At 55.0% G+C, this 26,276-nt stretch carries 21 protein-coding genes and 4 tRNA genes; 2 read left to right on the top strand and 23 right to left on the bottom strand.

Going from position 1 to position 26,276, the window contains the following annotated elements; genetic code table 11:
- Positions 1–32: 32 nt before the first annotated feature.
- The 23 genes from rplB to ACT3XD_RS02635 form a co-directional block, all read right to left on the bottom strand.
- Entirely contained in the window at positions 33–863 is an 831-nt protein-coding gene (rplB, locus tag ACT3XD_RS02745) for a 50S ribosomal protein L2 (protein ID WP_018917733.1), read from the bottom strand.
- Positions 864–880: 17 nt separating this feature from the next.
- A complete protein-coding gene (gene rplW, locus ACT3XD_RS02740) occupies positions 881–1,177 on the bottom strand; it encodes a 50S ribosomal protein L23 (protein WP_009723902.1) in 297 nt (98 codons plus the stop codon).
- Entirely contained in the window at positions 1,174–1,779 is a 606-nt protein-coding gene (gene rplD / locus ACT3XD_RS02735; protein WP_018917734.1) for a 50S ribosomal protein L4, read from the bottom strand. Before rplD ends, rplW begins: the two co-directional genes overlap by 4 nt.
- Positions 1,780–1,794: 15 nt before the next feature.
- Positions 1,795–2,433 (bottom strand): 50S ribosomal protein L3, encoded by a 639-nt coding sequence (rplC, locus tag ACT3XD_RS02730; RefSeq protein ID WP_192536491.1) that lies wholly within the window; start codon positions 2,431–2,433, stop codon positions 1,795–1,797.
- A gap of 151 nt (positions 2,434–2,584) precedes the next feature.
- Complete coding sequence (gene rpsJ / locus ACT3XD_RS02725) at positions 2,585–2,896, bottom strand: 30S ribosomal protein S10 (RefSeq protein WP_007112007.1); 312 nt, start codon at positions 2,894–2,896, stop codon at positions 2,585–2,587.
- Positions 2,897–3,055: 159 nt separating this feature from the next.
- The gene (gene tuf, locus ACT3XD_RS02720) at positions 3,056–4,249 is read right to left on the bottom strand and encodes an elongation factor Tu (RefSeq protein ID WP_192536490.1); all 1,194 of its coding nucleotides are present in this window, start codon (positions 4,247–4,249) and stop codon (positions 3,056–3,058) included.
- A gap of 29 nt (positions 4,250–4,278) precedes the next feature.
- Positions 4,279–6,402, bottom strand: coding sequence for an elongation factor G (fusA, locus tag ACT3XD_RS02715; protein ID WP_192536489.1), 2,124 nt, complete (start codon positions 6,400–6,402; stop codon positions 4,279–4,281).
- Between the two features lie 247 nt (positions 6,403–6,649).
- A complete protein-coding gene (gene rpsG / locus ACT3XD_RS02710; protein WP_018917738.1) occupies positions 6,650–7,120 on the bottom strand; it encodes a 30S ribosomal protein S7 in 471 nt (156 codons plus the stop codon).
- Between the two features lie 163 nt (positions 7,121–7,283).
- Positions 7,284–7,658 carry a 30S ribosomal protein S12 gene (gene rpsL, locus ACT3XD_RS02705; RefSeq protein ID WP_106374972.1) on the bottom strand — a complete coding sequence of 125 codons (375 nt, stop codon included), beginning with the start codon at positions 7,656–7,658 and terminating at the stop codon, positions 7,284–7,286.
- 188 nt (positions 7,659–7,846) lie between these two features.
- A complete protein-coding gene (rpoC, locus tag ACT3XD_RS02700) occupies positions 7,847–12,061 on the bottom strand; it encodes a DNA-directed RNA polymerase subunit beta' (RefSeq protein ID WP_192536488.1) in 4,215 nt (1,404 codons plus the stop codon).
- A 10-nt stretch (positions 12,062–12,071) separates the two neighbouring features.
- Positions 12,072–16,148, bottom strand: coding sequence for a DNA-directed RNA polymerase subunit beta (gene rpoB, locus ACT3XD_RS02695; RefSeq protein ID WP_192536487.1), 4,077 nt, complete (start codon positions 16,146–16,148; stop codon positions 12,072–12,074).
- Positions 16,149–16,405: 257 nt separating this feature from the next.
- Positions 16,406–16,777, bottom strand: coding sequence for a 50S ribosomal protein L7/L12 (gene rplL, locus ACT3XD_RS02690; protein WP_087108966.1), 372 nt, complete (start codon positions 16,775–16,777; stop codon positions 16,406–16,408).
- Positions 16,778–16,888: 111 nt separating this feature from the next.
- A complete protein-coding gene (gene rplJ, locus ACT3XD_RS02685) occupies positions 16,889–17,392 on the bottom strand; it encodes a 50S ribosomal protein L10 (RefSeq protein ID WP_106374976.1) in 504 nt (167 codons plus the stop codon).
- A gap of 303 nt (positions 17,393–17,695) precedes the next feature.
- Entirely contained in the window at positions 17,696–18,388 is a 693-nt protein-coding gene (gene rplA / locus ACT3XD_RS02680; protein WP_192536486.1) for a 50S ribosomal protein L1, read from the bottom strand.
- Positions 18,389–18,390: 2 nt separating this feature from the next.
- Positions 18,391–18,822, bottom strand: a complete 432-nt coding sequence (gene rplK / locus ACT3XD_RS02675) for a 50S ribosomal protein L11 (RefSeq protein ID WP_018917744.1) — start codon at positions 18,820–18,822, stop codon at positions 18,391–18,393.
- Positions 18,823–18,939: 117 nt separating this feature from the next.
- Positions 18,940–19,473, bottom strand: a complete 534-nt coding sequence (nusG, locus tag ACT3XD_RS02670; protein WP_018917745.1) for a transcription termination/antitermination protein NusG — start codon at positions 19,471–19,473, stop codon at positions 18,940–18,942.
- 8 nt (positions 19,474–19,481) lie between these two features.
- Positions 19,482–19,865 carry a preprotein translocase subunit SecE gene (gene secE / locus ACT3XD_RS02665; RefSeq protein WP_018917746.1) on the bottom strand — a complete coding sequence of 128 codons (384 nt, stop codon included), beginning with the start codon at positions 19,863–19,865 and terminating at the stop codon, positions 19,482–19,484.
- Positions 19,866–19,936: 71 nt separating this feature from the next.
- Positions 19,937–20,012 (bottom strand) — tRNA-Trp (locus ACT3XD_RS02660).
- Between the two features lie 157 nt (positions 20,013–20,169).
- Positions 20,170–20,244: transfer RNA gene (locus tag ACT3XD_RS02655), tRNA-Thr, on the bottom strand.
- 14 nt (positions 20,245–20,258) lie between these two features.
- A tRNA-Gly gene (locus ACT3XD_RS02650) sits at positions 20,259–20,332 on the bottom strand.
- Positions 20,333–20,436: 104 nt separating this feature from the next.
- Positions 20,437–20,520, bottom strand: a tRNA-Tyr gene (locus tag ACT3XD_RS02645).
- Between the two features lie 118 nt (positions 20,521–20,638).
- Positions 20,639–21,478: a type III pantothenate kinase gene (locus ACT3XD_RS02640; RefSeq protein WP_192536485.1), complete on the bottom strand. Its 840-nt coding sequence runs from the start codon at positions 21,476–21,478 to the stop codon at positions 20,639–20,641.
- Positions 21,475–22,458 carry a biotin--[acetyl-CoA-carboxylase] ligase gene (locus tag ACT3XD_RS02635; protein ID WP_192536484.1) on the bottom strand — a complete coding sequence of 328 codons (984 nt, stop codon included), beginning with the start codon at positions 22,456–22,458 and terminating at the stop codon, positions 21,475–21,477. The genes ACT3XD_RS02640 and ACT3XD_RS02635 overlap by 4 nt, the downstream gene beginning before the upstream one ends.
- Before the next feature lie 163 nt (positions 22,459–22,621).
- Here ACT3XD_RS02635 and typA point away from each other — a divergent pair, with 163 nt between their 5' ends.
- Both typA and ACT3XD_RS02625 read left to right on the top strand, forming a co-directional pair.
- The gene (typA, locus tag ACT3XD_RS02630) at positions 22,622–24,448 is read left to right on the top strand and encodes a translational GTPase TypA (RefSeq protein WP_192536483.1); all 1,827 of its coding nucleotides are present in this window, start codon (positions 22,622–22,624) and stop codon (positions 24,446–24,448) included.
- A 376-nt stretch (positions 24,449–24,824) separates the two neighbouring features.
- Positions 24,825–26,270 (top strand): sodium-dependent transporter, encoded by a 1,446-nt coding sequence (locus ACT3XD_RS02625; protein WP_192536482.1) that lies wholly within the window; start codon positions 24,825–24,827, stop codon positions 26,268–26,270.
- Positions 26,271–26,276 lie beyond the last annotated feature (6 nt).

Genomic DNA, 26,276 nt, shown 5'->3' with positions numbered 1-26,276 from the left:
GCCGTTACCTCTTAAGTTCTTGGCAATTTCGATTAACGCGTCTTGTTACGACGACGGATAATCAGCTTGTCGGTGCGCTTGTTCTTACGCGTCTTGTGACCCTTAGTCGGTACGCCCCACGGGGATACCGGGTGACGACCACCGCTGGTGCGGCCTTCACCACCACCGTGCGGGTGATCCACCGGGTTCATCGCGACACCACGAACAGTCGGGCGCACGCCTCTCCAGCGCTTCGCACCGGCCTTGCCAAGTTGACGCAGGCTGTGCTCGGAGTTGCTCACTTCACCCAAGGTTGCGCGGCACTCAGCCAGGATCTTACGCATTTCGCCAGAGCGAAGACGTAAAGTGGCGTAGTTACCTTCACGCGCAACCAGCTGGGCGCTAGTACCGGCACTGCGAGCAATCTGCGCGCCTTTACCCGGCTTCAGTTCGATACCGTGAACGGTAGAACCGAGCGGGATGTTGCGCAGCGGCAAAGCATTGCCTTTCTTGATGGGCGCGTTTACACCAGATTCCAGCACGTCACCCGCGCTGACACCTTTCGGTGCAATGATGTAACGACGCTCACCATCTGCATATTTCAGTAAAGCAATATGCGCACTACGGTTCGGATCGTGTTCCAGACGCTCAACGGTGGCTGGAATGCCATCTTTGGTGCGTTTGAAGTCGATCAAACGGTAGTGTTGACGATGACCACCGCCCACGTGACGGGTGGTGATGCGACCGTAGTTATTACGTCCACCGGACTTGGACTGTTTTTCCAAAAGCGGTGCATAAGCACGGCCTTTGTACAGTTCCTCACCAACGATCTTAACGACGTGGCGACGACCGGCGGATGTGGGTTTGGTCTTGACGATTGCCATTATCCGTACTCCTGCCCTTATTCGGCGCCAGAGAAGTCTTCGAGCGTTTCGCCCGCAGCCAGGGTCACATACGCTTTGCGGTAACCCTTACGCAGACCAACGCCGTGTGCAGTACGTTTGGTTTTACCCTTCACGTTCAGCACTTGAACGCTGCCGACCTTCTTGCCGAACAGTGCTTCAACGGCTTTCTTGATCTCGGGCTTGGTAGCATCAGACGCCACCTTGAAAACGTACTGGTTGCGCTCTGCAGCCATCGCGGCCTTTTCGGTCACGTGCGGTCCAAGCAGAACCTTGAATACGCGTTCCTGGTTCATGCCAGCTTCTCCTCGAATTTACGCAGGGCGGAGACGGTAACCAGGACCTTATCAAAGGCAACCAGGCTAACCGGGTCAGCTGCCGCGACATCCACCACGTCAACGTGGGGAAGGTTGCGTGCGGCTAGATAGAGCGTTTCATCAAGTTCTTCGGTGATGATCAACACTTTCTCAAGGTTGAGCTCTTTCAGCTTGGCAGCTACCTGCTTGGTCTTGGGCGCTTCGACGCTGAACTCTTCAATCGCGACTAAACGCTCTTGACGTACCAGCTCAGACAAGATGGAGCGCATCGCCGCGCGGTACATTTTGCGGTTAACCTTCTGGGTGTAGTCTTGCGGACGTGCCGCGAAGGTTACGCCGCCACTGCGCCACAGCGGAGAACGGATGGTTCCGGCACGTGCACGACCGGTACCTTTCTGACGCCACGGTTTTTTACCACCACCGCGAACATCGGAACGGCTCTTTTGAGCGCGAGTACCTTGACGGCCACCAGCCAAATAGGCGGTGACAACCTGGTGAACTAGCGCTTCGTTGAATTCTTTGCCAAAAGTGGCGTCGGCTACTTCAACGGTACCCGTGCCTGCAGCAAGATTCAGATTCATTGGTAATTATCCCCTTCAGCCAGCTTTCACGGCGCTGCGAACGATAACGTCGCTGCCGGGTGCTCCCGGTACGGCGCCCTTGATCAGCAGCAGGTTACGCTCGGCGTCAACACGGACGATCTCAAGGCTCTGTACGGTGCAGCGGGCGTTACCCATCTGACCGGCCATTTTTTTGCCTTTAAATACGCGACCTGGTGTTTGACACATGCCGATAGAACCCGGTGCGCGATGCGACAGGGAGTTACCGTGGCTGTTGTCTTGGGTACGGAAGTTCCAGCGCTTAACAGCACCCTGGAAGCCTTTACCCTTAGAGGTGCCGGTCACATCGATCATTTGACCAGCTTCAAAGAGGGATACGGTGATTTCGCCACCCACTTCAGGAGCTTCCTCACCTTCTGCAAGGCGGAATTCCATCAGCGAACGACCAGCCTCAACGCCCGCCTTGGCAAATTGACCTGCCTGGGCTTTGGTGAGGTGTTTGGCTTTACGAGAACCTGTAGTGACCTGAACCGCTGCGTAACCGTCAGACTCGACAGTCTTAACGCGTGTAACACGGTTAGGATCAACTTCAATAACGGTTACGGGCACGGATGCGCCATCTTCGGTAAAGACACGGGTCATCCCGGCCTTTTTACCGACTAAACCGATAGTCATACTCAGTCTCCTATAGTGTACGGGGCTATCACCCGCTATGGCTGCCCTTTCCAGAGCATTCCACTAGCACATTGTATGGCGCCTCACGGCGCGGCGGCTGCTGTTCATGCGGTAAAAGTGATGAACGCTGGGCCGCAAGTGTCTAGTGTAATTAGTTGAGCTTGATTTGCACGTCTACGCCAGCAGCGAGATCGAGCTTCATCAGCGCGTCAACAGTTTTTTCAGTCGGCTCAACGATGTCGAGCACACGCTTGTGCGTGCGAATCTCATACTGGTCACGCGCATCTTTGTTGACGTGCGGTGAAATCAGAATGGTATAGCGCTCGCGGTTGGTCGGCAGCGGAATCGGTCCACGAACCTGAGCACCAGTACGCTTAGCGGTTTCAACAATCTCCGCTGTGGACTGATCGATCAGGCGATGGTCGAACGCTTTCAACCGAATGCGAATCTTTTGGTTCTGCATTTGCCCTAAACTCCAATGGATGTCGACGGCGCGAGCCGTCTACCCACGCATTCAAAGGATGCGCATTATAGGCACGCCAAAAGCCCATGTCAAACATTTGCTATTGGTGCGCAGAAAAGGGGGCTCGCGAGAGCCCCCTTCATCGATCAAGTAAAATGATTACTGAACGATTTTTGCCACAACGCCAGCACCAACGGTACGACCACCTTCGCGAATTGCGAAGCGCAGACCGTCGTCCATAGCGATCGGAGCAATCAGAGTAACAACCATCTGAACGTTGTCACCCGGCATTACCATTTCAACACCTTCCGGCAGTTCACAAGTACCCGTTACATCGGTGGTACGGAAGTAGAACTGGGGACGGTAGCCCTTGAAGAAAGGCGTGTGACGACCACCTTCTTCTTTGGACAGTACGTAAACTTCTGCTTCGAAGGTAGTGTGCGGCTTGATGGTGCCCGGCTTGGCCAGAACCTGACCACGCTCAACGTCATCACGCTTAGTACCACGCAGCAGGGCGCCAACGTTCTCACCAGCACGACCTTCGTCGAGCAGTTTACGGAACATTTCAACACCGGTAACGATGGTCTTGGTGGTCTCGCGGATACCCACGATCTCAACTTCGTTACCCGGATTGACAATACCGCGCTCTACACGACCGGTAACAACAGTACCACGGCCAGAGATAGAGAATACGTCTTCGATCGGCATCAGGAACGGCTGGTCGATAGCACGCTCCGGCTCAGGAATGTAGTCATCCAGAGCTTTGATCAGATTAGCAACGGCAGTAGTACCCATACCGTTTTCATCTTCACCGTTCAGAGCCATCAGCGCAGAACCAGTGATGATCGGCGTGTCGTCGCCCGGGAAGTCGTACTGGTCGAGGAGTTCGCGAACTTCCATCTCTACCAGTTCGAGCAGCTCTTCGTCATCGACCATGTCTGCCTTGTTCAGGAACACAACGATGAACGGTACGCCAACCTGGCGAGACAGCAGGATGTGTTCGCGAGTCTGCGGCATCGGGCCGTCAGCGGCAGAACATACCAGGATCGCGCCGTCCATCTGCGCTGCACCGGTGATCATGTTCTTGACGTAGTCAGCGTGTCCTGGGCAGTCAACGTGCGCGTAGTGACGCACTTCAGACTGATATTCCACGTGCGAAGTCGCGATAGTGATACCACGTTCACGCTCTTCAGGAGCGTTATCGATAGTATCGAATTCACGCCAGTCGCCGCCGAAAACCTCAGCAGAAACGCGGGTCAGGGCCGCAGTCAGGGTCGTTTTACCGTGGTCGACGTGACCGATGGTGCCGACGTTGACGTGCGGTTTGGAACGTTCAAATTTTTCCTTAGCCACTGCTATAACCTCTTTACGTTAGCTAACGGTTAACCGTTTTGATTGATGACGGCTTCAACGACGCTGGAGGGCGCCTCGTCGTACTTCGAGAACTCCATAGAGTAGCTCGCACGGCCCTGGGATTGTGAGCGTAGATCGGTTGCATAACCGAACATCTCACCCAGCGGCACCGTTGCACGAATGACTTTACCAGCAGAAGAGTCATCCATGCCTTGCACCAGACCGCGACGACGGCTCAGGTCACCCATGACGTCACCCATAAATTCCTCGGGAGTCACGATTTCGACCTTCATCACCGGCTCCAGCAGCACGGCCTTGGCCTTCCTGGCACCTTCCTTCACTGCCATAGAAGAAGCAATCTTGAACGCAGTCTCGTTAGAGTCTACGTCGTGGAAGGAGCCGTCGAACAGCGTCACTTTAACGTCGATCATCGGGTAACCCGCGATGACACCGTTTTTCAGCTGCTCGTAAGCACCCTTCTCAACCGCAGGGACGTATTCCTTGGGAACCGTACCACCTACGATTTCAGAGTTGAATTTGAAGAAGATTTCGTCTTCGCCTTCACCCTTGTCTGCAGCAGTCAGCGGCTCAATACGTAGCCAAACGTGACCGTACTGACCACGACCACCAGACTGACGTACAAACTTGCCTTCCTGCTCAACGCTGCCACGAATAGTTTCGCGGTACGCTACCTGCGGCTTACCGATGTTAGCTTCAACCTTGAACTCGCGACGCATACGGTCAACGATGATGTCCAGGTGAAGCTCGCCCATACCAGAAATAATGGTCTGGCCGGTTTCTTCGTCGGTTTTAACCTGGAAAGAGGGATCTTCCTGGGCCAGCTTGCCCAGTGCAATACCCATTTTTTCCTGGTCGGACTTGGTCTTCGGCTCAACGGCTACAGAGATAACCGGATCCGGGAACTCCATGCGCTCGAGAACAATTTTGTTATCGATATCGCAAAGAGTGTCACCCGTGGTGACGTCTTTCAGGCCGATACACGCAGCGATATCGCCCGCCAGGATCTCTTTGATCTCTTCACGCGAGTTGGCGTGCATCTGAACGATACGACCCACACGCTCTTTCTTCTGCTTAACGGAGTTATATACACCGTCACCAGACTTCAGAACGCCCGAATAGACGCGAATAAAGGTCAACGTACCAACGAAGGGGTCGGTCGCGATCTTGAATGCCAACGCCGCAAATGGCGCGCTATCATCGGCTTCACGCGTTGCAATCGTGCCGTCTTTATCGTCCAGCTCACCTTCAATCGCCTTAACTTCAGTCGGCGAAGGCATGTATTCGATAATGCCATCCAGCACCGCCTGAACGCCTTTATTTTTAAAGGCAGAACCACAGGTAACCAGAACAATATCGTTAGCCAGAGTACGTGCACGAAGGCCGGCCTTGATCTCTTCGATCGAAAGCTCACCGCCTTCCAGATACTTCTCCATCAGCTCGTCAGAGCCTTCGGCAGCGGCTTCAACCATTTGCTCGCGATATTTTTCGGCAGTCTCTTGCAGCTCAGCCGGAATCTCTACGAGCTCAAAATTCATACCCAGGCTCGCCTCATCCCACAGGATAGCCTTCATCTGAATCAGGTCGACAACACCTTTAAAGTCTTCTTCCGTACCCCAGTTAATCTGGATCGGCACGGCATTCGCACCCAGACGCTCTTTCAACTGGTCAACAACCATGAAGAAATCAGCGCCGGTACGGTCCATCTTGTTGACGAAGACCATACGCGGTACTTCGTACTTGTTGGCCTGACGCCATACTGTTTCGGTCTGCGGCTGAACGCCGGAAGAACCGCACAGTACAACGACCGCGCCATCAAGAACACGCAGTGAACGCTCAACTTCGATAGTAAAGTCAACGTGTCCAGGTGTATCGATGATGTTGATGCGGTGCTCGTCGAACTGCTTGGCCATACCCGGCCAGAAGGTGGTTACAGCAGCCGAGGTGATAGTAATACCACGCTCCTGCTCCTGCTCCATCCAATCAGTAGTTGAAGCACCCTCATGCGTCTCACCCAACTTGTGGTTCAAGCCGGTATAAAACAGTACCCGCTCGGTCGTTGTGGTTTTACCCGCGTCGACGTGCGCTACGATACCAATATTGCGATAACGATTAAGTGGTGTCTTGCGTGCCACGGTGAAACTCCCGTTAGTTGGCGATGCTCGTTAATTTAGCAGCGGCAAAAGTGAGCCTTACGCTACCGCCGTTATCACAGGATGATAACGGCGGGGTGTTGCAACAAAGCGACTCGACTTACCACTTTCAATGACGCCCTGCTGAAACAACGTGCATATATAAACGCGAACTCTACAAACACTGCGCTTACAAACGCCGTACGTCGAAACGTCTTTCTTAGAAGCGACGCTCTTAGAAACGACGTTCTTAGAAACGATAGTGCGAGAAAGCTTTGTTGGCTTCGGCCATACGATGCACGTCTTCGCGCTTCTTAACGGCTGAACCTTTACCTTCTGCGGCATCCAGCATTTCGCCTGCTAGACGCTGAACCATCGTTTTCTCACCGCGACGACGCGCCGCGTCTACCAGCCAGCGCATAGCCAGCGCTTGACGACGAGACGGACGAACTTCAACCGGCACCTGATAGGTCGCACCACCAACGCGGCGCGACTTCACTTCGACCATCGGCTGGATGGTTTCCAGCGCTTTGTCGAAGATTTCCAGCGGCTCTTCACTACTACGCTCGGCAACCTTGTCCAACGCACCATAAACGATGCGCTCAGCTATGGACTTCTTGCCGCTGACCATCAGGTGGTTCATGAACTTCGCCAGACGCTCACTTCCGAACTTAGGATCCGGCAGGATTTCGCGTTTAGCTACAACTCTTCTTCTAGGCATGATAAGCCCTCAATTAAGGATCCTTCAGGTAAACCCGGAACTCGCGCTAGGCTTTCGGCGCTTAGCGCCGCCCGACCTTACTCTTATCAGACCGTCATATATTCGTGTTAAAGATAACAGACGGAAACACAGCACCGTCTCAAGCAGCCTTGACGCCCTGAACTTAGGACTTCGGCTTCTTGGTACCGTACTTGGAACGACCCTGCTTACGGTTCTGTACGCCAGAGGTGTCCAGGGCGCCACGAACGGTGTGATAACGCACACCTGGCAAATCCTTGACACGACCGCCGCGAATCAGAACAACAGAGTGCTCTTGCAGGTTGTGACCTTCACCACCGATGTAAGAAGAAACCTCGAAACCGTTGGTCAGGCGCACACGGCAAACCTTACGCAGGGCCGAGTTCGGCTTCTTAGGGGTAGTAGTGTATACACGCGTACATACGCCGCGTTTTTGCGGACAGGCCTGCAGCGCGGGCACGTCACTTTTAGTAACGGGGCGCTTGCGCGGCTTGCGCACTAGCTGATTAATCGTTGCCATGGTGTTTAGCTGACTCCAATGGTTGCCTAGCCTTCAACAAATACGGGCAGCGGATGCGGGCGCACCCACCCCACTGTTAAAGGCTGCGCATTCTAAAGGCTGATCCTAGGCGCCGTCAAGTCTTGCCGGCGGTTTAACCGGCAAGTTAACGGCTCTAGGATCAGATACTCATTTTTTACTACTCGGTTTTAGAGCTCGTCGTCAGAATCAAGCGCTGTCAACTGTGCTCCAAGCTCCTGCTCTACCTCAGTCGCTGAGGGATTGAACAGGCGCTCAACGTCTTCGCGTTTGCGGCGACGTTCAGCGTGGTGAGTCAGACCGGTACCTGCCGGAATCAGACGCCCAACTACCACGTTTTCTTTCAGGCCGCGCAGATAATCGCGCTTGCCGGTGACTGCCGCTTCGGTCAGTACCCGCGTGGTCTCCTGGAAGGAGGCCGCGGAGATGAACGACTCGGTCGCCAGGCTGGCCTTGGTAATACCCAGCAGCAGACGCTGATACTTCGCCGGGAACTTACCTTCTTTCTCGAGACGGGCATTTTGCTCCAACACACGCACAAGCTCAGCCTGGTCGCCAGTGATGAAGTCAGAATCGCCCGAATCGGCAATTTCTACTTTGCGCAGCATCTGACGCACAATAACTTCAATGTGCTTATCGTTGATGCCAACACCCTGCAGACGGTAAACGTCCTGCACTTCGGCCGTAATATACTTGGCAAGTTCCGCGACACCCAGCAGACGCAGGATATCGTGCGGGTTGCTCGGGCCATCGGAGATGACTTCACCCTTCTCAACCGCTTCACCTTCGAACACGGCGATTTGACGCCATTTCGGGATCAGCGCTTCAAACGGATCGCCAGACTCCGGCGTAATCGTCAAACGACGCTTACCTTTGGTCTCTTTACCGAAGCTGATAACACCGCTGATTTCAGCCAGGATCGCTGATTCTTTCGGTTTACGCGCTTCGAACAGGTCGGCAACGCGCGGCAGACCACCGGTGATATCTTTGTTACCTGATGCCTCAACCGGAATACGGGCAACTACCTCACCCACACCGATAGTCGAGCCATCATCTACAGAGATAATGGAATTACCCGGCAACAGGTATTGCACTGGCGTATTCGAGCCGGAAACCGACACGTACTCACCGGAGGCGTCCTGCAGCATGACCATCGGACGCTTGTCGCGGCCAGCCATCGGGCGGGCGGCGGACTCAATAACCTCGATAGAAGAAAGACCGGTCATCTCGTCGACGGAGCGGTGCATGGTGACACCTTCGTCGAGATCGATGAACTGCGCTTTACCCTCTACCTCAGCAATGATCGGGTGGGTGTGCGGATCCCACTTAGCGACCATCGCACCGGCATCAACCACGTCGCCGTCACGTACGGAAAGCTCAGCACCGTACGGCAGCTTGTAGTACTCACGCTCACGGCCGTGATCATCGGCGACCGCCAGGGCGCTGGAACGCGATACGACAACCAATTTGCCGTCAGCACGCTCTACGTGCTTGATGTTGTGCAGACGCACCTTACCGCCGTGCTTGACCTGTACACTATCCACGGCTGATGAACGCGATGCCGCGCCACCGATGTGGAACGTACGCATGGTCAGCTGAGTACCCGGCTCACCGATTGACTGAGCGGCGATAACACCGACAGACTCACCGATGTTGACCTGGTGACCGCGGGCAAGATCACGTCCATAACAGGACGAACACACGCCGTGTGGCGTATCACAGGTAATGGTTGAGCGTACGATAATCTCATCCACACCCATGGTGTCGAGCTCAGCACACCATTTCTCGTCAAGCAGCGTACCGCGCGGAATCAAGATCTCCTCGGTACCCGGATCAACAACGTCCAGTGCCACCACACGACCCAGTACACGCTGTGACAGCGGTACGATGATGTCGCCACCCTCGATGATCGGGTGCAGGGTCAGACCGTTTTCAGTACCACAGTCGACCTCGGTGATGACCAGATCCTGGGCCACGTCGACCAGACGACGGGTCAGGTAACCGGAGTTAGCCGTTTTCAGGGCCGTATCCGCCAGACCTTTACGCGCGCCGTGGGTCGAGATGAAGTACTGAAGTACGTTCAGACCTTCACGGAAGTTGGCCACGATCGGCGTTTCGATGATCGAGCCATCCGGCTTGGCCATCAGGCCACGCATACCGGCAAGCTGACGGATCTGAGCGGCACTACCCCGGGCACCGGAGTCGGCCATGATGAAGACGCTGTTGAACGAATCCTGCTCAACCTCGTTACCATCGCGATCGATAACGGTCTCTTTCGAGATGCCGACCATCATCGCCTTGGCGACTTTATCGTTGGCCTTGGACCATATATCGATAACCTTGTTGTATTTCTCGCCGGCTGTTACTAGGCCAGAAGAGAACTGGTCTTCGATCTCTTTAACTTCAGCTTCCGCTGCGTCAACGATTTCGGTCTTGGCATCCGGGATAACGAAGTCGTTAACACCGATGGAGGCGCCCGACCAGGTTGCCAGGCGGAAACCGGTATACATCAGCTGGTCAGCGAAGATAACCGTCGGCTTGAGGCCTGAGCGGCGATACACCTCGTTGATCAGGCCGGAAATAGCCTTTTTCTTCATCGGCTGGTCGATCAGCGGGAACGGCACGCCTTCCGGCAGAATGCGGAACAGCATGGCGCGACCCACCGTCGTTTTATACAGGCGACGATGGTAAGACTTGGCACCGGTCTCTTCTTCGATATCCACTTCGTCCAGACGCACGGTAATGCGGGCATGAAGCGATACAGACTGAGTTCCGAAGGCGCGCTCAACCTCATTGAGGTCGGAGAACACCATGCCTTCGCCTTTGGCGTTGATCTTTTCGCGGGTCATGTAGTAAAGACCCAGAACAACGTCCTGCGACGGTACGATGATCGGCTCGCCGTTAGCGGGCGACAGCACGTTGTTGGTCGCCATCATCAGCGCACGGGCTTCAAGCTGGGCTTCCAGGGTCAGCGGTACGTGTACCGCCATCTGGTCACCGTCGAAGTCGGCGTTGTAGGCCGCACACACCAGCGGGTGCAGCTGGATCGCTTTACCTTCGATCAGCAGCGGCTCAAACGCCTGGATACCCAGACGGTGAAGCGTCGGTGCACGGTTAAGCAGTACCGGGTGCTCGCGGATAACATCAGCAAGGATGTCCCACACTTCCGGAAGCTCGCGCTCAACCATTTTCTTCGCGGCTTTAATCGTTGAGGCGAAGCCCAGCGACTGAAGCTTGGAGTAGATAAACGGCTTGAACAGCTCCAGCGCCATTTTCTTCGGCAGACCACACTGGTGCAGGCGCAGGGTCGGACCCACGGTAATTACCGAACGGCCCGAGTAATCGACGCGCTTACCCAACAAGTTCTGACGGAAACGACCCTGCTTACCTTTGATCATGTCGGCGAGCGATTTCAGCGGACGCTTGTTGGAGCCCGTGATCGCGCGGCCACGACGACCGTTGTCAAGCAGTGCATCGACCGCTTCCTGAAGCATACGCTTCTCGTTGCGCACGATGATATCCGGCGCATTAAGGTCGAGCAGACGCTTCAGGCGGTTGTTACGGTTGATCACACGACGGTAAAGGTCGTTAAGATCGGAGGTCGCGAAGCGGCCACCGTCCAGCGGTACCAGCGGACGTAAATCCGGCGGCAGGACAGGCAGCACTTCCATGACCATCCACGCCGGCGCATTGCCGGAGTGGTAAAACGCTTCAAGCAGCTTTAAACGCTTGGAAAGCTTCTTGATCTTGGTTTCAGAGTTGGTCTGCGGAATTTCTTCACGCAGGGTATTAATCTCTTCTTCAAGATCGATATCTTTGAGCAGTTCCTGCACCGCTTCGGCGCCCATGCGGGCATCGAAGTCATCGCCGAACTCTTCAAGGGCTTCAAAGTACTGCTCATCGTTTAAGAGCTGACCACGCTCAAGCGTGGTCATGCCTGGATCGATAACCACGAAGCTCTCAAAGTACAGCACGCGCTCGATATCACGCAGCGTCATATCGAGGAACATACCGATACGCGACGGCAATGATTTCAGAAACCAGATGTGGGCAACTGGGGATGCCAGCTCAATGTGACCCATGCGCTCACGGCGCACGGCTGCCTTGGTGACTTCAACGCCACACTTTTCACAAATGATGCCGCGGTGCTTCATGCGCTTGTACTTACCGCACAAGCACTCGTAATCCTTTACCGGGCCAAAAATCTTGGCGCAGAACAGACCGTCCCGCTCCGGTTTAAAGGTACGGTAGTTGATGGTCTCAGGCTTCTTCACCTCGCCAAACGACCAGGAGCGAATCATGTCCGGCGACGCCAGAGTAATCTTGATCGCGTCAAACTCTTCGGACTGAGATTGCGATTTGAGTACTTTCACCAAATCTTTCATAGCACGGCTCCTAGCTCTCTAACTCGATATCGATGCCCAGCGAGCGGATTTCCTTCACGAGTACATTGAAGGATTCCGGCATGCCTGCCTGCATGGTGTGGTCGCCATCCACGATGTTTTTGTACATCTTGGTGCGGCCTTCGACGTCGTCCGATTTGACGGTGAGCATCTCTTGCAGGGTGTAGGCCGCGCCATAGGCTTCCAGCGCCCACACTTCCATCTCACCAAAGCGCTGACCACCGAACTGTGCTTTACCACCCAAGGGCTGCTGGGTAACCAGCGAGTAAGAGCCGGTAGAACGAGCGTGCATCTTGTCGTCTACCAGGTGGTTCAGTTTCAGCATGTACATGTAGCCGACGGTTACCGGGCGATCAAACGCATCACCGGTACGGCCATCGTGCAGTTTCATCTGACCTGACTCAGGGATGTCCGCAAGCTTCAGCAGGTGTTTGATTTCGTGCTCCTTGGCACCATCAAATACCGGCGTGGCCATGGGCACACCGCCTTTAAGATTCTTGGCCAGCGCAATGACTTCTTCATCACTGAGCGAGTCCAGATCTTCAGCGCGAGCACCCGGCGTGTTGTACACCTGACCCAGGAAGTCACGAATTTCGGCAACCTGCTGGCCACGCGCATCGCGGAGCATAGCGTCAATCTTGACACCCAGCCCACGTGCCGCCATACCCAGGTGGGTTTCCAGAATCTGACCCACGTTCATACGCGACGGTACACCCAGCGGGTTAAGTACCACGTCGACCGGTTCGCCCTTCTCGTCGAATGGCATGTCTTCGATCGGCATGATCGCGGAGATAACACCTTTGTTACCGTGACGACCGGCCATCTTGTCGCCTGGCTGGATGCGACGCTTGACCGCCATGTAAACCTTGACGATTTTGAGAACGCCAGGCGCCAGATCATCGCCCTGGGTCAACTTGCGTTTCTTATCTTCGAAACGCTCATCCATCTCTTTACGACGGTTTTCCAGCTGCTCGTCGGCCTGGGCCAGAAGCTCATTGTAGGACTCATCCTGCATGCGCAGTTTGAACCACTGCTGACGCGGCAGCTCGTCGAGGTAAGCCTCGTCCAGCACGTCGCCTTTCTTGAGGTTCGGGCCGCCGTTAACGGCTTGGCCATCCAGCGTACGCTGCAGACGCTCAAACGTTGCATCTTCAGCAATACGGTAGGTTTCCTGCAGGTCCTTACGCACTTCATCCAGCTGCATTTGCTCGATGGAGAGCGCACGTGAATCTTTTTCCACGCCGTCGCGAGTGAACACCTGAACGTCGATAACCGTACCTTTCATGCCCGTAGGAGCACGCAGGGAGGTATCTTTAACATCAGACGCCTTCTCACCGAAGATCGCACGCAGCAGCTTCTCTTCTGGCGTCAGCTGGGTTTCGCCCTTCGGCGTTACCTTACCGACCAGAATGTCGCCCGGGCCAACTTCAGCACCGATGTAAACAACGCCCGCCTCGTCCAATTTGCCCAGTGCGGATTCACCGACATTGGGAATATCAGAGGTGATCTCTTCCGGCCCCAGCTTGGTGTCGCGAGACACACAGGTCAGTTCCTGAATATGGATCGTGGTGAAACGGTCTTCTTGAACCACCCGCTCAGATAGCAGGATGGAGTCCTCGAAGTTGTAGCCGTTCCAGGGCATGAACGCGATACGCATGTTCTGACCGAGTGCCAGATCACCCATATCGACAGACGGGCCGTCGGCGAGAATATCGCCGCGCGCAACGCTGTCACCAGGACGCACGATGGGGCGCTGGTTCATACAGGTGTTCTGGTTCGAACGGGTGTACTTGGTCAGGTTGTAGATATCAACGCCGGCTTCACCGCCGATGATCTCATCTTCGCTAACCCGTACCACCACACGACGTGCATCTACCGAGTCGATAACACCGCCACGACGCGCCACGGCACATACGCCGGAGTCACGTGCCACGAAACGCTCCATGCCGGTTCCCACAAGCGGCTTGTCAGCACGCAGAGTAGGAACGGCCTGACGCTGCATGTTCGCACCCATCAAGGCGCGGTTAGCATCATCGTGCTCCAGGAACGGAATCAGGGCAGCCGCCACCGATACAACCTGACGCGGAGAAACGTCCATCAGCGTCACTTGCTCAGGACGCATGAAGGTGGTTTCACCACGGTGACGTACCTGAACCAGGTCGTCAGAAAGCTTGTTGGACTCATCCACAGCAGCAGATGCCTGGGCGATAACAAAGTCGCCCTCTTCGATCGCTGACAGGTGAACGATATCGTCAGTTACCTGACCGGCATTAACCTTACGGTACGGCGTTTCAAGGAAGCCGTAGCTGTTGGTGTGGCTGTAAGTGGCCAGCGAGTTGATCAGACCGATGTTCGGGCCTTCAGGTGTCTCGATGGGGCACAGACGACCGTAGTGCGTGGCGTGTACGTCGCGCACCTCAAAGCCAGCGCGCTCACGGGTCAAACCACCCGGGCCGAGTGCAGACACGCGACGCTTGTGGGTAACTTCCGAAAGCGGGTTGTTCTGGTCCATAAACTGGGACAGCTGGCTTGAACCGAAGAACTCTTTCACCGCCGCTGCAACCGGTTTGGCGTTGATCAGATCCTGCGGCATTAGGCCTTCGCTTTCCGCCATGGAAAGACGCTCTTTGACCGCACGCTCAACACGCACCAGACCTACACGGAATTGGTTTTCGGCCATTTCGCCTACGCAGCGAATACGACGGTTACCCAGGTGGTCGATGTCGTCGACGTCGCCAAAGCCGTTACGGATATTGATCAGCTCGCGCAGCACATCGAGAATGTCTTTGCGGTCCAGCACGCCGGAACCCGTGTCGGCTTCGCGACGCAGACGACGGTTAAACTTCATGCGGCCCACACCTGAAAGATCGTAGCGATCTTCAGTAAAGAACAGGTTGTGGAACAGCGTTTCAGCCGACTCTTTAGTGGGCGGCTCGCCGGGACGCATCATGCGGTAAATTTCAACCAGCGCTTCCAACGCCGATCCGGTCGTATCCAACTTCAGGGTGTCGGAAATGAACGAGCCGCAATCCAGGTCGTTGGTGTAAAGCGTTTCAATGCGCGTGATACCGCCCTGAGCCATACGCTCAAGCACTTCAGGGGTAATTTCAGTATTACACGGGCAGATCAGCTCGCCGGTCTTGGTATCCACTTGATCGTGGGCCAGCGTTTTGCCGAACAGGTACTCCATCGGCACGTCCAGACGCTCAAGGCCGGCTTTTTCAAGCTGACGAATGTGCTTCTGAGTGATCCGACGACCTTCTTCAACAATCAGCTCGCCGCTGCCATCTTTAATGTCAAAGGTGGCGGTTTCACCGCGCAGGCGCGACGGCACCAGCTCCACAGAGAAACCGGATTTCTCAATGTGGAATACGCTAGTGTCGAAGAATTCACTAAGAATTTCTTCAGTGCTCATGCCGAGCGCACGCATTAGTACCGAAGCCGGCAGTTTACGGCGACGGTCAATACGCACGAACACGTTGTCTTTCGGGTCGAACTCAAAGTCCAACCAAGAGCCACGGTAAGGAATTACGCGGGCAGAGTAGAGCAACTTGCCTGAGGAGTGGCTCTTACCTTTGTCGTGATCGAAGAACACACCGGGCGAGCGGTGGAGCTGGGAAACGATAACCCGCTCAGTACCGTTGATCACAAAGGTACCGTTCTCAGTCATCAGGGGGATTTCCCCCATGTAGACTTCTTGCTCTTTAATATCCTTGATTGCCTTGTTCGAGGAATCGCGATCATAAATGATCAAGCGAACCTTGACGCGCAGCGGGGCGGAATACGTCACGCCGCGCAGCTGACACTCCTTAACATCGAACGCCGGCGTGCCAAAACGGTAGCTAACGTACTCAAGTGCTGCGTTACCCGAGAAACTCTCGATCGGAAACACGGACTTGAACGCCGCATGCAGGCCAACTTCGTGACGCTCGTCAGGCGAACGATCTTGCTGGAGAAAGTCGTAATAGGAATCAAGCTGGATGGCCAGCAAGTAAGGCACATCCATCACTTGGGGCAGTTTGCCGAAATCCTTGCGGATGCGTTTTTTCTCAGTATATGAGTAAGCCATCTGTATTCCCCAGCTTGTTCACCATGGGTGACCGATGCGTGGTCATCGCTGCCCTGCGCGGGCGTGTCAGACGCAGACAGCAAGCTCCTAAATCGGTAGCTCGCCGTCGAAAATCTTGATCGATAACAGTATTACAACAACGGTATTACTGTGTTTCTGTAACAACCTATAAGTTGCAACAGAAAAAGGCCGGCAGCGGGAAAACCCGCCGCCAGCCGTGGAAGCTTACGCAGCGCGTAAAGCCGTCAGCACAAGAATTACTTGAGCTCGACGCTTGCGCCCGCTTCTTCCAACTTCGCTTTTGCTGCTTCTGCGTCGTCTTTGGACATGGCTTCTTTGATAGTTGCCGGAGCGCCGTCAACAGCGCCTTTAGCTTCTTTCAGGCCAAGACCAGTGATTTCACGAACGGCTTTGATGACGTTAACTTTCTTGTCACCAGCAGCGGTCAGAACCAGGTCAAACTCGGTTTGCTCTTCTGCAGCAGCTTCGCCGCCAGCAGCCGGGCCAGCCATAACAGCTGCAGCAGCTGATACGCCGAACTTCTCTTCCATTGCTTCGATCAGCTCAACAACTTCCATTACGGACATGTCGGCTACAGCATTGATGATATCGTCTTTAGACAGTGCCATTTTTCATTCCTAACTTTGCGGGAGTCTCGGTCGGCCGAGGACTCAGGATTCATTGCTCGGTTCAGGCGACGCAATCGGCATAGCGTTCACGCCGCCTGCAAAAAGGTCTGCTTACGCAGCTTCTTCTTGCTTCTGATCGCGCAGGGCGGCCAGGGTACGAACCAGCTTGCCAGCGGAGGCTTCTTTCATTACCGACATCAACTTGGCAATTGCTTCGTTGTAAGTCGGTAGGGTTGCCAGACGGTCGATGTCAGCAGCCGGGATCAGTTCGCCTTCGTAGGCCAACGCCTTCACTTCGAAGTTCTGCTCAGTTTTAGCAAAATCTTTGAACAAGCGAGCGGCAGCGCCCGGATGATCAGTAGAGAAAGCCAACAGAGTCGGACCAACAAAGCTCTCGTTCAGACACTCCCACTGAGTGCCCTCGAGGGCGCGGCGAGCCAGCGTGTTGCGAACAACGCGCAGCTCTACACCATTCTCACGTGCCTGCTTACGCAGATCGGTCATTTTACCGACCGTTACACCGCGAGAATCGGCAACTACGACGGAGAGTGCGCCCTTGGCCGCTTCACTGACCTCGGCAACAATCGCTTTCTTGCCTTCAAGTGCTAGTGGCACAGTGATCACTCCTTCGTGCCGAAACCTTTTCAAGGCTTCGGAGGTTACCATCTCTTCCAGGCCTGATATAACCAGCGCTGGAAGCCTTAGGGGATGGTGCTCACCAGAAAGCGAAGTCGCTAAAAAGCTACAACCAACTGGCGGCCACACCATCTGCGCAGGCGCTTTAGGCAATTAAGCCGCGTTGAGATGAGACATCCAGCGCGGCACCTGCGGTCTTTGACGGTGCTCCGGCAGGTTTACCTAACCAGAGGACCGCAAAGTTCTTGCTCGGTTCTTACTTAAAACCTGTCGACGACCTGCTTATACCAGCGCAGAGTGGTCGATAGTCAGACCTGGGCCCATGGTAGTGGACAGGGTGACTTTCTTAAAGTAAATACCTTTAGAGGAGCTCGGCTTGAGCCTCTTAAGGTCAGCAACCAGTGCTTCCAGGTTGCCTTGAACAGAAGCCGCATCAAACGTCACTTTACCCAGCGTAGTGTGGATAATGCCGTTTTTGTCAGTACGGAAGCGTACCTGACCAGCTTTGGCGTTCTTGACAGCAGTCGCAACGTCAGGCGTTACGGTGCCGACTTTCGGGTTGGGCATCAGGCCACGCGGACCCAGAATCTGGCCCAGCTGACCGACAACGCGCATAGCATCCGGAGAAGCGATAACGACGTCAAAGTCCATTACGCCCTTCTTCACTTGCTCAGCCAGATCTTCCATACCCACGATGTCAGCGCCTGCTTCTTTAGCAGCATCGGCGTTAGCACCTTGAGTAAAGACCGCTACGCGTACGTCTTTACCGGTGCCGTTAGGCATAACGGTAGCGCCACGTACAACCTGGTCAGATTTACGCGGATCAACACCCAGGTTGATCGCAACGTCAACAGACTCGTTGAACTTAACGGTAGACAGTTCAGCAAGCAGTGCAACCGCTTCTTCCAGAGAGTAAGCCTTGTTGGCATCTACTTTCTCGCGAATTACCTTCGCGCGCTTAGACAGTTTAGCCATGATCAGAGACCCTCCACGTTAAGGCCCATGCTACGAGCGCTGCCTGCGATAGTACGTACGGCGGCATCAAGATCAGAAGCCGTCAGATCCGGCTCTTTAGTCTTGGCGATCTCTTCAAGCTGCTCGCGAGTCACGGTGCCGACCTTCTTCTTGTTCGGCTCGCCAGAACCCGACTTGATACCAGCGGCTTTTTTCAGCAGCACGGCAGCAGGCGGCGTTTTGGTAACGAACGTGAAGCTACGGTCAGAGTAGACAGTGATCACGACAGGCGTCGGCAGGCCCGGCTCAATTTCTTGAGTCGCGGCGTTAAACGCCTTACAGAATTCCATGATGTTCACGCCGTGCTGACCCAGCGCGGGGCCTACGGGCGGACTTGGATTGGCTTTACCTGCAGCTACCTGCAGTTTGATATAAGCCTGGACTTTCTTGGCCATGGTAAATACTCCAATTGGGTAATAGCGCCTTGCGGCTCCCCGGGACTAACGAGACAGCCACAGGCTGCCTCTTACGAATATATGGCGCTATTAGCGCCCTACTCTTAACGTGCGAGCTTACTCTTTTTCAACCTGAGAAAACTCTAGCTCCACAGGCGTGGCACGCCCAAAAATCAATACACTGACCTGCAAACGGCTCTTATCGTAGTTGACTTCCTCAACCACACCGTTGAAGTCAGCGAACGGACCATCGATAACACGCACCGACTGACCCGGCTCAAACATTGTTTTGGGCCGCGGCTTGTCGGTTCCGTCTTTAACGCGGCGCAAAATAGCGTCCGCTTCACGGGTCGTGATCGCAGCCGGTTTTTCTTTCGTTCCGCCAATGAAGCCCATTACACGCGGGGTTTCATTAACGAGGTGCCATGTTTCGTCGACCATTTCCATCTCGACCAGTACATAGCCGGGATAGAATTTACGCTCACTCTTGCGGCGCTTACCGTCGCGCATCTCAACGACTTCTTCCGTCGGCACCAGAATCTCGCCAAAACGATCTTCCATACCGTGCATTTTCACACGCTCGATCAGCGAGCGCATAACATGCTTTTCAAAACCGGAATAGGCGTGGACGACGTACCAACGTTTGGACATGAAAACTCCTAACCAATGACGCCGGACATTGCCCAGCCAAGAAGAGTATCGATCAACCACAGCATCAAACCCACCACAACAACCGCCACCAAGACAATCGCGGTGGTTTGAATTGTTTCGGGGCGGGTCGGCCATACAACGCGCTGAATCTCTTTCTTGGCGCTAACGGCAAGCTCTGTCAGGTCGCGACCTTTGGCGGTGGTAAGTGCGATCAAACCAGCAAGCGCACATAAAACCACTACACCCAACACGCGGTAGAGCAGACCAGTATCGGCGAAATAGGTATTACCAACGACAGCAACGACAAGCAGCGCTATAACCGCCGCCCACTTGAGCCCGTCATGGCGCGCCTGTTGCACCTCGGTACCGTGCTTTACAGAACCAGGCTTCATAAAACGAGACTCCTTAGGGTGCGGCTACAATAAAGGAATTCTGGAAAATCACATGCCAACCTGGGGAAGGTTGGCAGGCCAGGAGGGACTCGAACCCCCAACCTGCGGTTTTGGAGACCGCTGCTCTGCCAATTGAGCCACTGGCCTGTATCATCCTGCGCATAGGCACTCACTACCACCTACACAACAGCGGGCGCCATGGTAGCGGAAATAAACCCACCTGACAACCCCTTCCTCCACATCAAGCCCGAAGACATATATGCAGAGACAAAAAAAGCGAGCTTCGCTCGCCTTTCTCGCAATATGGAGCTCATGGACGGAATTGAACCGTCGACCTCACCCTTACCAAGGGTGTGCTCTACCCCTGAGCTACATGAGCCAAAACACATCAACTGGAGCGGGCGGCGGGAATCGAACCCGCACCATCAGCTTGGAAGGCTGAGGTTCTACCGTTGAACTACGCCCGCGTAACTGCTGCCAGGATTACAAGCCGCCGCACGCCGAACGATAGACAATGCCCACTACCGGCTTTCATCCCACAACACCGACCAAAGTCGCTGCTGTTTAAATCTGGTGGAGAGAGAAGGATTCGAACCTTCGAAGCTTACGCGGCAGATTTACAGTCTGCTCCCTTTGGCCACTCGGGAATCTCTCCAGCTTTGGCGGCACATTATGCCAGCCTCCAAAACACTGTCAAGCTAGATATTACTTAATTTATCGTAGCTTGCGATGCTTGCGCATCTGTTTGCTGCCTTGGAACGCGCTGCATTCTGTCAAAGCAGCATTGAGAATGCAAGTCCCGCGCGAATTTTTTCTAATGATACTGGCTCGGGGACTTTCGGCGCCCCAGACATTTTGCCTGCGCGCTCGGCAAACGTTAGCGGGTAACAGGCTTCAAGCCCGCCATACACCATATCGGGCCACACAGCGTGTGGCACCTGCACGCCTCGCGACACCACTCGAGCGTCCCCCCCGGTAAGCAGCATGGGCAGCGAGATGCCCTGCTGGTCGCACACTTCGCTGTAAATACGGTTGATGGCGCTGACGGCTGCCATATAAATACCGTGATTGACTGCGTCCACCGTTCGCCGCCCAGGCTCCAGCAAAGCATCCGCCTCGCTTTCCGGGTCAATGGCTACGTTGCGCGTGCCCAACTTCAAGCTTTCTTTCATCAGGCGCAGCCCAGGGATAATAAAGCCCCCCAAATGTATACCACCGGGCAATACGAAATCGATAGTGATTGCACTGCCGCAATCTACCGCACAGCAGCCACCGGCTAATTGGTACCCGGCCAACGCGCCCATCCAACGATCCACCCCTAGACGACCGGGCTCGTCGTACCCGTTAACCACGCCCAGTGCTTCCGGTAGCGAGCGGGCCACAAACACGTGGCGCACCTGACGGCGCAGCAAGGTGACCGTTTCATCGAGCACCCCAGCGCGGGCAACGCTTGATATACGCACTGCCTCGACAACATCGAGATCAGGAATATCCGCCCCAGGACGCCACTCCTCGCGGGTCCACACCGCCCCCCGCGAGCGTATTTCACTACTTTCGGCATCCTTGAGTCGCCATTTCGACAAGGTGTTACCGATATCCAAATCCAGAATCATAAGCGCCTGCGTACGCTGATCTCACCGCCTGCCAAGCGCCGCGAGTGACCATTTTCAGTAACCCATAAGTTACCGCTCTCATCTACGTCGCCTGCGATCGCATCGCTTGCGCGCTCCCCTTGAATAATACGTACCGGCATTCCCGCATAGGCGTGCCGCTTGTTCCACTCATCACGCCAGGCGCCAAAACCAATCTGCTCGAAGTCTGCCAGCATGCTTAAAAGCCCCGCGACGACGTCCGAAGCTAGCTGGTTGCGCGAGAGCCCCGCGTGCATATCAAACAGTGCAGCTACCGGCTGGTCAATGGCTGCGCGCTGGGATTCAGAAAGCGAGAGGTTCATTCCCATGCCAATGACCACTTCGCAAGGGCCTGCGGCATCACCGGTCACTTCGATCAAAATGCCCGCCAGCTTACCCAGCTCATCACCTTTTTCAGCCAGCAAAATATCGTTGGGCCACTTAAGCTTTGGCGCACTGCCCAGTTGCTCAAGCACTTGGGATACCACCACACCAACCGCGAGACTTAGCCCTTCCAGCGATGCCACGCCTGCGTCAAAGCGCCAACCCAGCGAGAGCATCAGGCTTTGTCCCCAGGGCGTTGTCCATACTCGCCCTCGCCGTCCGCGCCCGGCGGTTTGCAACTCAACCAAGCACACTTCACCGTGACCCGCGCCCTGATTAAACCGCTGCCGCAGATACTCATTGCTTGAGGGTAGCTGGTCCTCAACAAACAGCCGCGTCAGCAAATGGCGCGCCTGAGCGGGCAGCCGCTCGACGATTTTGGCGCCCTCCAGCGGCTCCAGCCGAGTGGCCAAGCGGTAGCCCTTGCCCTTCACTGCCACTACGTCCACGCCAAGCGCATCCAATTTTTTCAGCTGTTTCCATACGGCAGCCCGTGAAACGCCTAGCGCTTCACCTAATTGCTCACCAGAGTGAACGTTGCCATCGCTCAACAAACGCATCAGGTTACCGATGGTCATGTGCCTGCCCCAACTGGGAAAACGCCTATCTTAACGGATGCATCGCAGAGGCGAAAACTGCCGCGTTTGGGTTATTGACTTAACGCTTTATTTGAGACAAGGCTGGTAGTCGACCACACCGAGACCCTATAATGCCGCCCTATTTTCCCAGCAGGATCGCGTCGTGATCGAGAATCTTCGTAACATTGCCATCATCGCCCACGTTGACCACGGCAAAACTACCTTGGTAGACAAGCTGTTAAGTCAATCAGGCACACTAGACCGCAAGGCCGAAGGCCAAGAGCGGATTATGGACTCTAATGACCAGGAGAAAGAGCGCGGTATTACTATCCTGGCCAAAAACACGGCCATTCAGTGGCAAGATGGCAATGGTACGGGCTACCACATCAATATCGTTGATACCCCTGGGCACGCTGACTTCGGTGGTGAAGTTGAGCGCGTAATGTCCATGGTCGATTCGGTTCTGCTGCTGGTCGATGCGGTTGACGGCCCGATGCCGCAAACCCGCTTTGTTACCCAGAAAGCCTTCTCCCAAGGCCTTAAGCCGATCGTCGTCGTTAACAAGATCGACCGCCCCGGCGCACGTCCTGACTGGGTTATCGACCAGATTTTTGATCTGTTTGACAACCTGGGCGCCACCGACGAGCAGCTTGATTTCCCGATCATCTACTGCTCAGCGCTCAACGGCATTGCCGGCATGGACCCGGAAGAGCTTGCCGACAACATGGACCCGATGTTCCAGGCCATCGTTGATATCGTTGAGCCGCCGAAAGTCGAAGTCGACGGTCCTTTCCAAATGCAGATTTCCGCACTGGATTACAACAGCTACGTAGGCGTTATTGGTCTTGGCCGCATCAAGCGCGGTAGCGTCAAGCCTGGTCAGCAGATCAGCATCATCACCAAAGAAGGTGAGACGCGTAAAGGTAAGATCGGCCAAGTCATGACCCATATGGGCCTGGAGCGCGTACAGACCAACGAAGCCACTGCAGGCGACATCGTTTGCGTTACTGGCATCGATAAACTGGCGATCTCCGACACGCTGTGCGACGTCAATACGGTTGAGGCACTGCCGCCGCTGTCCGTTGACGAACCGACCGTTTCGATGACGTTCCAGGTTAATGACTCACCGTTCGCCGGTAAAGACGGCAAGTACGTTACCAGTCGGAACATCAAGGACCGTCTGGAGCAAGAGCTGATCCACAACGTTGCACTGCGCGTTGAAGAAGGCGAAACGCCGGAGAAATTCAAGGTTTCTGGGCGTGGCGAGCTTCACCTGTCGGTACTGATTGAAACCATGCGTCGTGAAGGCTTTGAGCTGGCCGTTGGTCGCCCCGAAGTTATCATCAAAGAGATTGACGGTGAGAAGCAGGAGCCCTACGAAGAAGTCATCATCGACTGTGAAGAGCAGCATCAGGGCTCGATCATGGAAGAGCTTGGCTATCGTAAGGGTGAGCTTTCTAACATGAACCCGGATGGTAAAGGCCGTGTTCGTCTGGACTTCATTATTCCTGCGCGTGGATTGATCGGCTTCCGTGGTCAGTTCCTGACCCTGACGTCCGGCACCGGTATCCTGACCAGCCGCTTTGATCACTACGGCCCGCTGAAGCCCGATGCGTCTATCGAGCGTCGTAACGGCGTACTGGTCTCCATGGTTGGTGGCAAGGCCCTGGCCTATGCCCTGTACGCTCTGCAGGAGCGCGGTAAGCTGATCATCGATCACGCCACCGAAGTCTACGAAGGCATGCTGATCGGTATTAACAACCGTGCCAACGACATGGTAGTTAACCCGACCAAGGGTAAAAAACTCGATAACATGCGCTCAACCGGTAACGATGAAAACATCGTGCTGACGCCACCCATCAAGTTCACCCTGGAACAGGCGATCGAATTCCTGGACTCCGATGAGCTGGTTGAAGTGACGCCGAGCCATATCCGCCTGCGTAAGAAGCATTTGACCGAGAACGAGCGCAAGCGCGCTGGCAAGAAGTAAGCTTTTGAGACTGGCTCTTAAAGTCTAAAGCCAGTTCTTGAAGCTAGTTCTTAAAGACAGTTCTTAAAGACAGCTCTTAAGCAAGCCCCTAAAGCCCGCCTCGTGCGGGCTTTATTGTGAGTGAGCCATGCGCTTTTGGATTCTCTTGTGTGTTATCCCGCTCATTTTGTCTTAGCCCTGCCCTTCACTTGGTTTTCATAGCGCCGCCAAGTGCTTCGATAAACGCAGCCTAAACGCTAGCATACTGGAAAGCCGACGCGTTCTATCGCAAAGTAGTATTAATCTCGGCGCGGCCACGGCCTACTGGCAGCCTACAATTCATACAGGTGTTTGGATATTTACCCCCGTCCAGTCACCCGCATAGGGACACTCTTACATGAGCGGTCACAACGTATGGACACATAAGGGCACTTTTTTACTAGCAGCGGTAGGCTCTGCGGTGGGTTTGGGCAACCTTTGGCGCTTTCCCTACTTGGTGGGTGAATACGGCGGCGGGGCATTTATTCTGGTCTATGCGCTGACCATCTTTGCGGTAGGCATTCCGATTTTAATTGCCGAAATCATGTTGGGCCGCACCAGCCGTCAGAGCCCGATTATGGGCATGCGGCATTTGACCAAGACTCACCATACATCGCGCACCTGGGAATCGATTGGCTGGCTAGGCGCTCTAGCCGCCTTTTTAATCCTAAGCTTCTATTCGGTGATTGCTGGCTGGGCGATTCATTACACCTGGCTAATGTTGACCGGCTCACTGGTGGGCGCCGATGCGCAAACCATCAGCGACGGCTTTGCACTGCTGTTAAGTTCGCCGGGCTTGATGACGGTCTATCACACGCTATTTATCGCAGGCTCAGGGCTAATTGTAGCCCTGGGTATTCACACCGGCATTGAGTCGGCGCTGCGCATTATGATGCCTGCTCTGTTTATTATTTTATTGATCGTGCTGGCTTATAGCGTGATTCACGGTGATATTGCGGCAGCCGCAGATTTTTTGCTTACCTTCAATCTTGCCAGCTTAAGTATCGAAGGCTGGCTGCAGGCCATGGGCCAATCGTTTTTTACGCTTAGCCTGGGTATGGGCGCCATCATGGCTTACGGCGCGTATATGACCAGCGAGGTATCCCTCACCCGCACGGCGATTGCCATTGCGATTATCGATACCCTAGTGGCCATGGTGGCCGGGCTTGCGATCTTTGCTCTCGTGTTTGGCGCAGGTCTGGATATCGCTCAAGGGCCGGGGTTGATGTTTGTCACGCTGCCGTTGGCTTTTGCTGAGATGCCTATGGGCGCACTGGTAGGCGGGGTGTTCTTTATTCTGGTTTTAGGCGCTGCGATCAGCTCGTCGATATCGCTGATTGAGCCGGTGGCCGCTTATCTTGTTGAGCGCTTTGATATGACCCGGCCACAGGCCGTAGCCGTCATAGTGATAGCTACCTGGGCCGTGGGTCTGCTAACCGTGGTGAGCTTTAATATCTGGGCGGAAGGCACGTTCTTCCACGCAATCTGGGGACGCAGCGCGTTTGAGCTTATTGAGCTTTTGACCAATGTCCTTATGCCCTTGAGTGGGCTTATGATTGCTCTCTTTGCTGGCTGGGCGCTCACCCAAACGGAAGTTAAAAAGGAACTCGACACCACCGCGATGTGGTTCGCCATGTGGCGGTTTCTGGTGCGCTTTATTAGCCCGGCGGCGGTAGCGTATGTGCTATTGCGCAGCCTTCCCTTTATGGATGGCTACCTGCTCCCGGCGGTCGGCGCACTGCTGTTCGTCGGCCTGTTTGCCGCAAACCAGCGATGGAAAGCCAAGCGTCGCCCACTCACATAACAACAG

It is taken from the genome of Halomonas sp. AOP7-B1-5, assembly GCF_052353045.1.
Classification (GTDB): domain Bacteria; phylum Pseudomonadota; class Gammaproteobacteria; order Pseudomonadales; family Halomonadaceae; genus Vreelandella; species Vreelandella colorata.
The sequence above is the reverse complement of the archived record's forward strand: the minus strand, read 5'-3'. Positions and strand labels throughout refer to the sequence as shown.

Bases quoted from the DNA above. Each gene is read 5' to 3' on its own strand.
- rpsG (WP_018917738.1), bottom strand. From the start codon at position 7,120: ATGCCTAGAAGAAGAGTTGTAGCTAAACGCGAAATCCTGCCGGATCCT.
- ACT3XD_RS02635 (WP_192536484.1), bottom strand. From the start codon at position 22,458: ATGACCATCGGTAACCTGATGCGTTTGTTGAGCGATGGCAACGTTCAC.
- rplW (WP_009723902.1), bottom strand. From the start codon at position 1,177: ATGAACCAGGAACGCGTATTCAAGGTTCTGCTTGGACCGCACGTGACC.
- rplD (WP_018917734.1), bottom strand. From the start codon at position 1,779: ATGAATCTGAATCTTGCTGCAGGCACGGGTACCGTTGAAGTAGCCGAC.
- rplK (WP_018917744.1), bottom strand. From the start codon at position 18,822: ATGGCCAAGAAAGTCCAGGCTTATATCAAACTGCAGGTAGCTGCAGGT.
- nusG (WP_018917745.1), bottom strand. From the start codon at position 19,473: ATGTCCAAACGTTGGTACGTCGTCCACGCCTATTCCGGTTTTGAAAAG.
- rplL (WP_087108966.1), bottom strand. From the start codon at position 16,777: ATGGCACTGTCTAAAGACGATATCATCAATGCTGTAGCCGACATGTCC.
- rpsL (WP_106374972.1), bottom strand. From the start codon at position 7,658: ATGGCAACGATTAATCAGCTAGTGCGCAAGCCGCGCAAGCGCCCCGTT.
- rplA (WP_192536486.1), bottom strand. From the start codon at position 18,388: ATGGCTAAACTGTCTAAGCGCGCGAAGGTAATTCGCGAGAAAGTAGAT.
- rpsJ (WP_007112007.1), bottom strand. From the start codon at position 2,896: ATGCAGAACCAAAAGATTCGCATTCGGTTGAAAGCGTTCGACCATCGC.
- rplB (WP_018917733.1), bottom strand. From the start codon at position 863: ATGGCAATCGTCAAGACCAAACCCACATCCGCCGGTCGTCGCCACGTC.
- ACT3XD_RS02625 (WP_192536482.1), top strand. From the start codon at position 24,825: ATGAGCGGTCACAACGTATGGACACATAAGGGCACTTTTTTACTAGCA.
- secE (WP_018917746.1), bottom strand. From the start codon at position 19,865: ATGAAGCCTGGTTCTGTAAAGCACGGTACCGAGGTGCAACAGGCGCGC.
- rplC (WP_192536491.1), bottom strand. From the start codon at position 2,433: ATGACTATCGGTTTAGTCGGTAAAAAGGCCGGGATGACCCGTGTCTTT.
- rpoC (WP_192536488.1), bottom strand. From the start codon at position 12,061: ATGAAAGATTTGGTGAAAGTACTCAAATCGCAATCTCAGTCCGAAGAG.
- ACT3XD_RS02640 (WP_192536485.1), bottom strand. From the start codon at position 21,478: ATGATTCTGGATTTGGATATCGGTAACACCTTGTCGAAATGGCGACTC.
- rpoB (WP_192536487.1), bottom strand. From the start codon at position 16,148: ATGGCTTACTCATATACTGAGAAAAAACGCATCCGCAAGGATTTCGGC.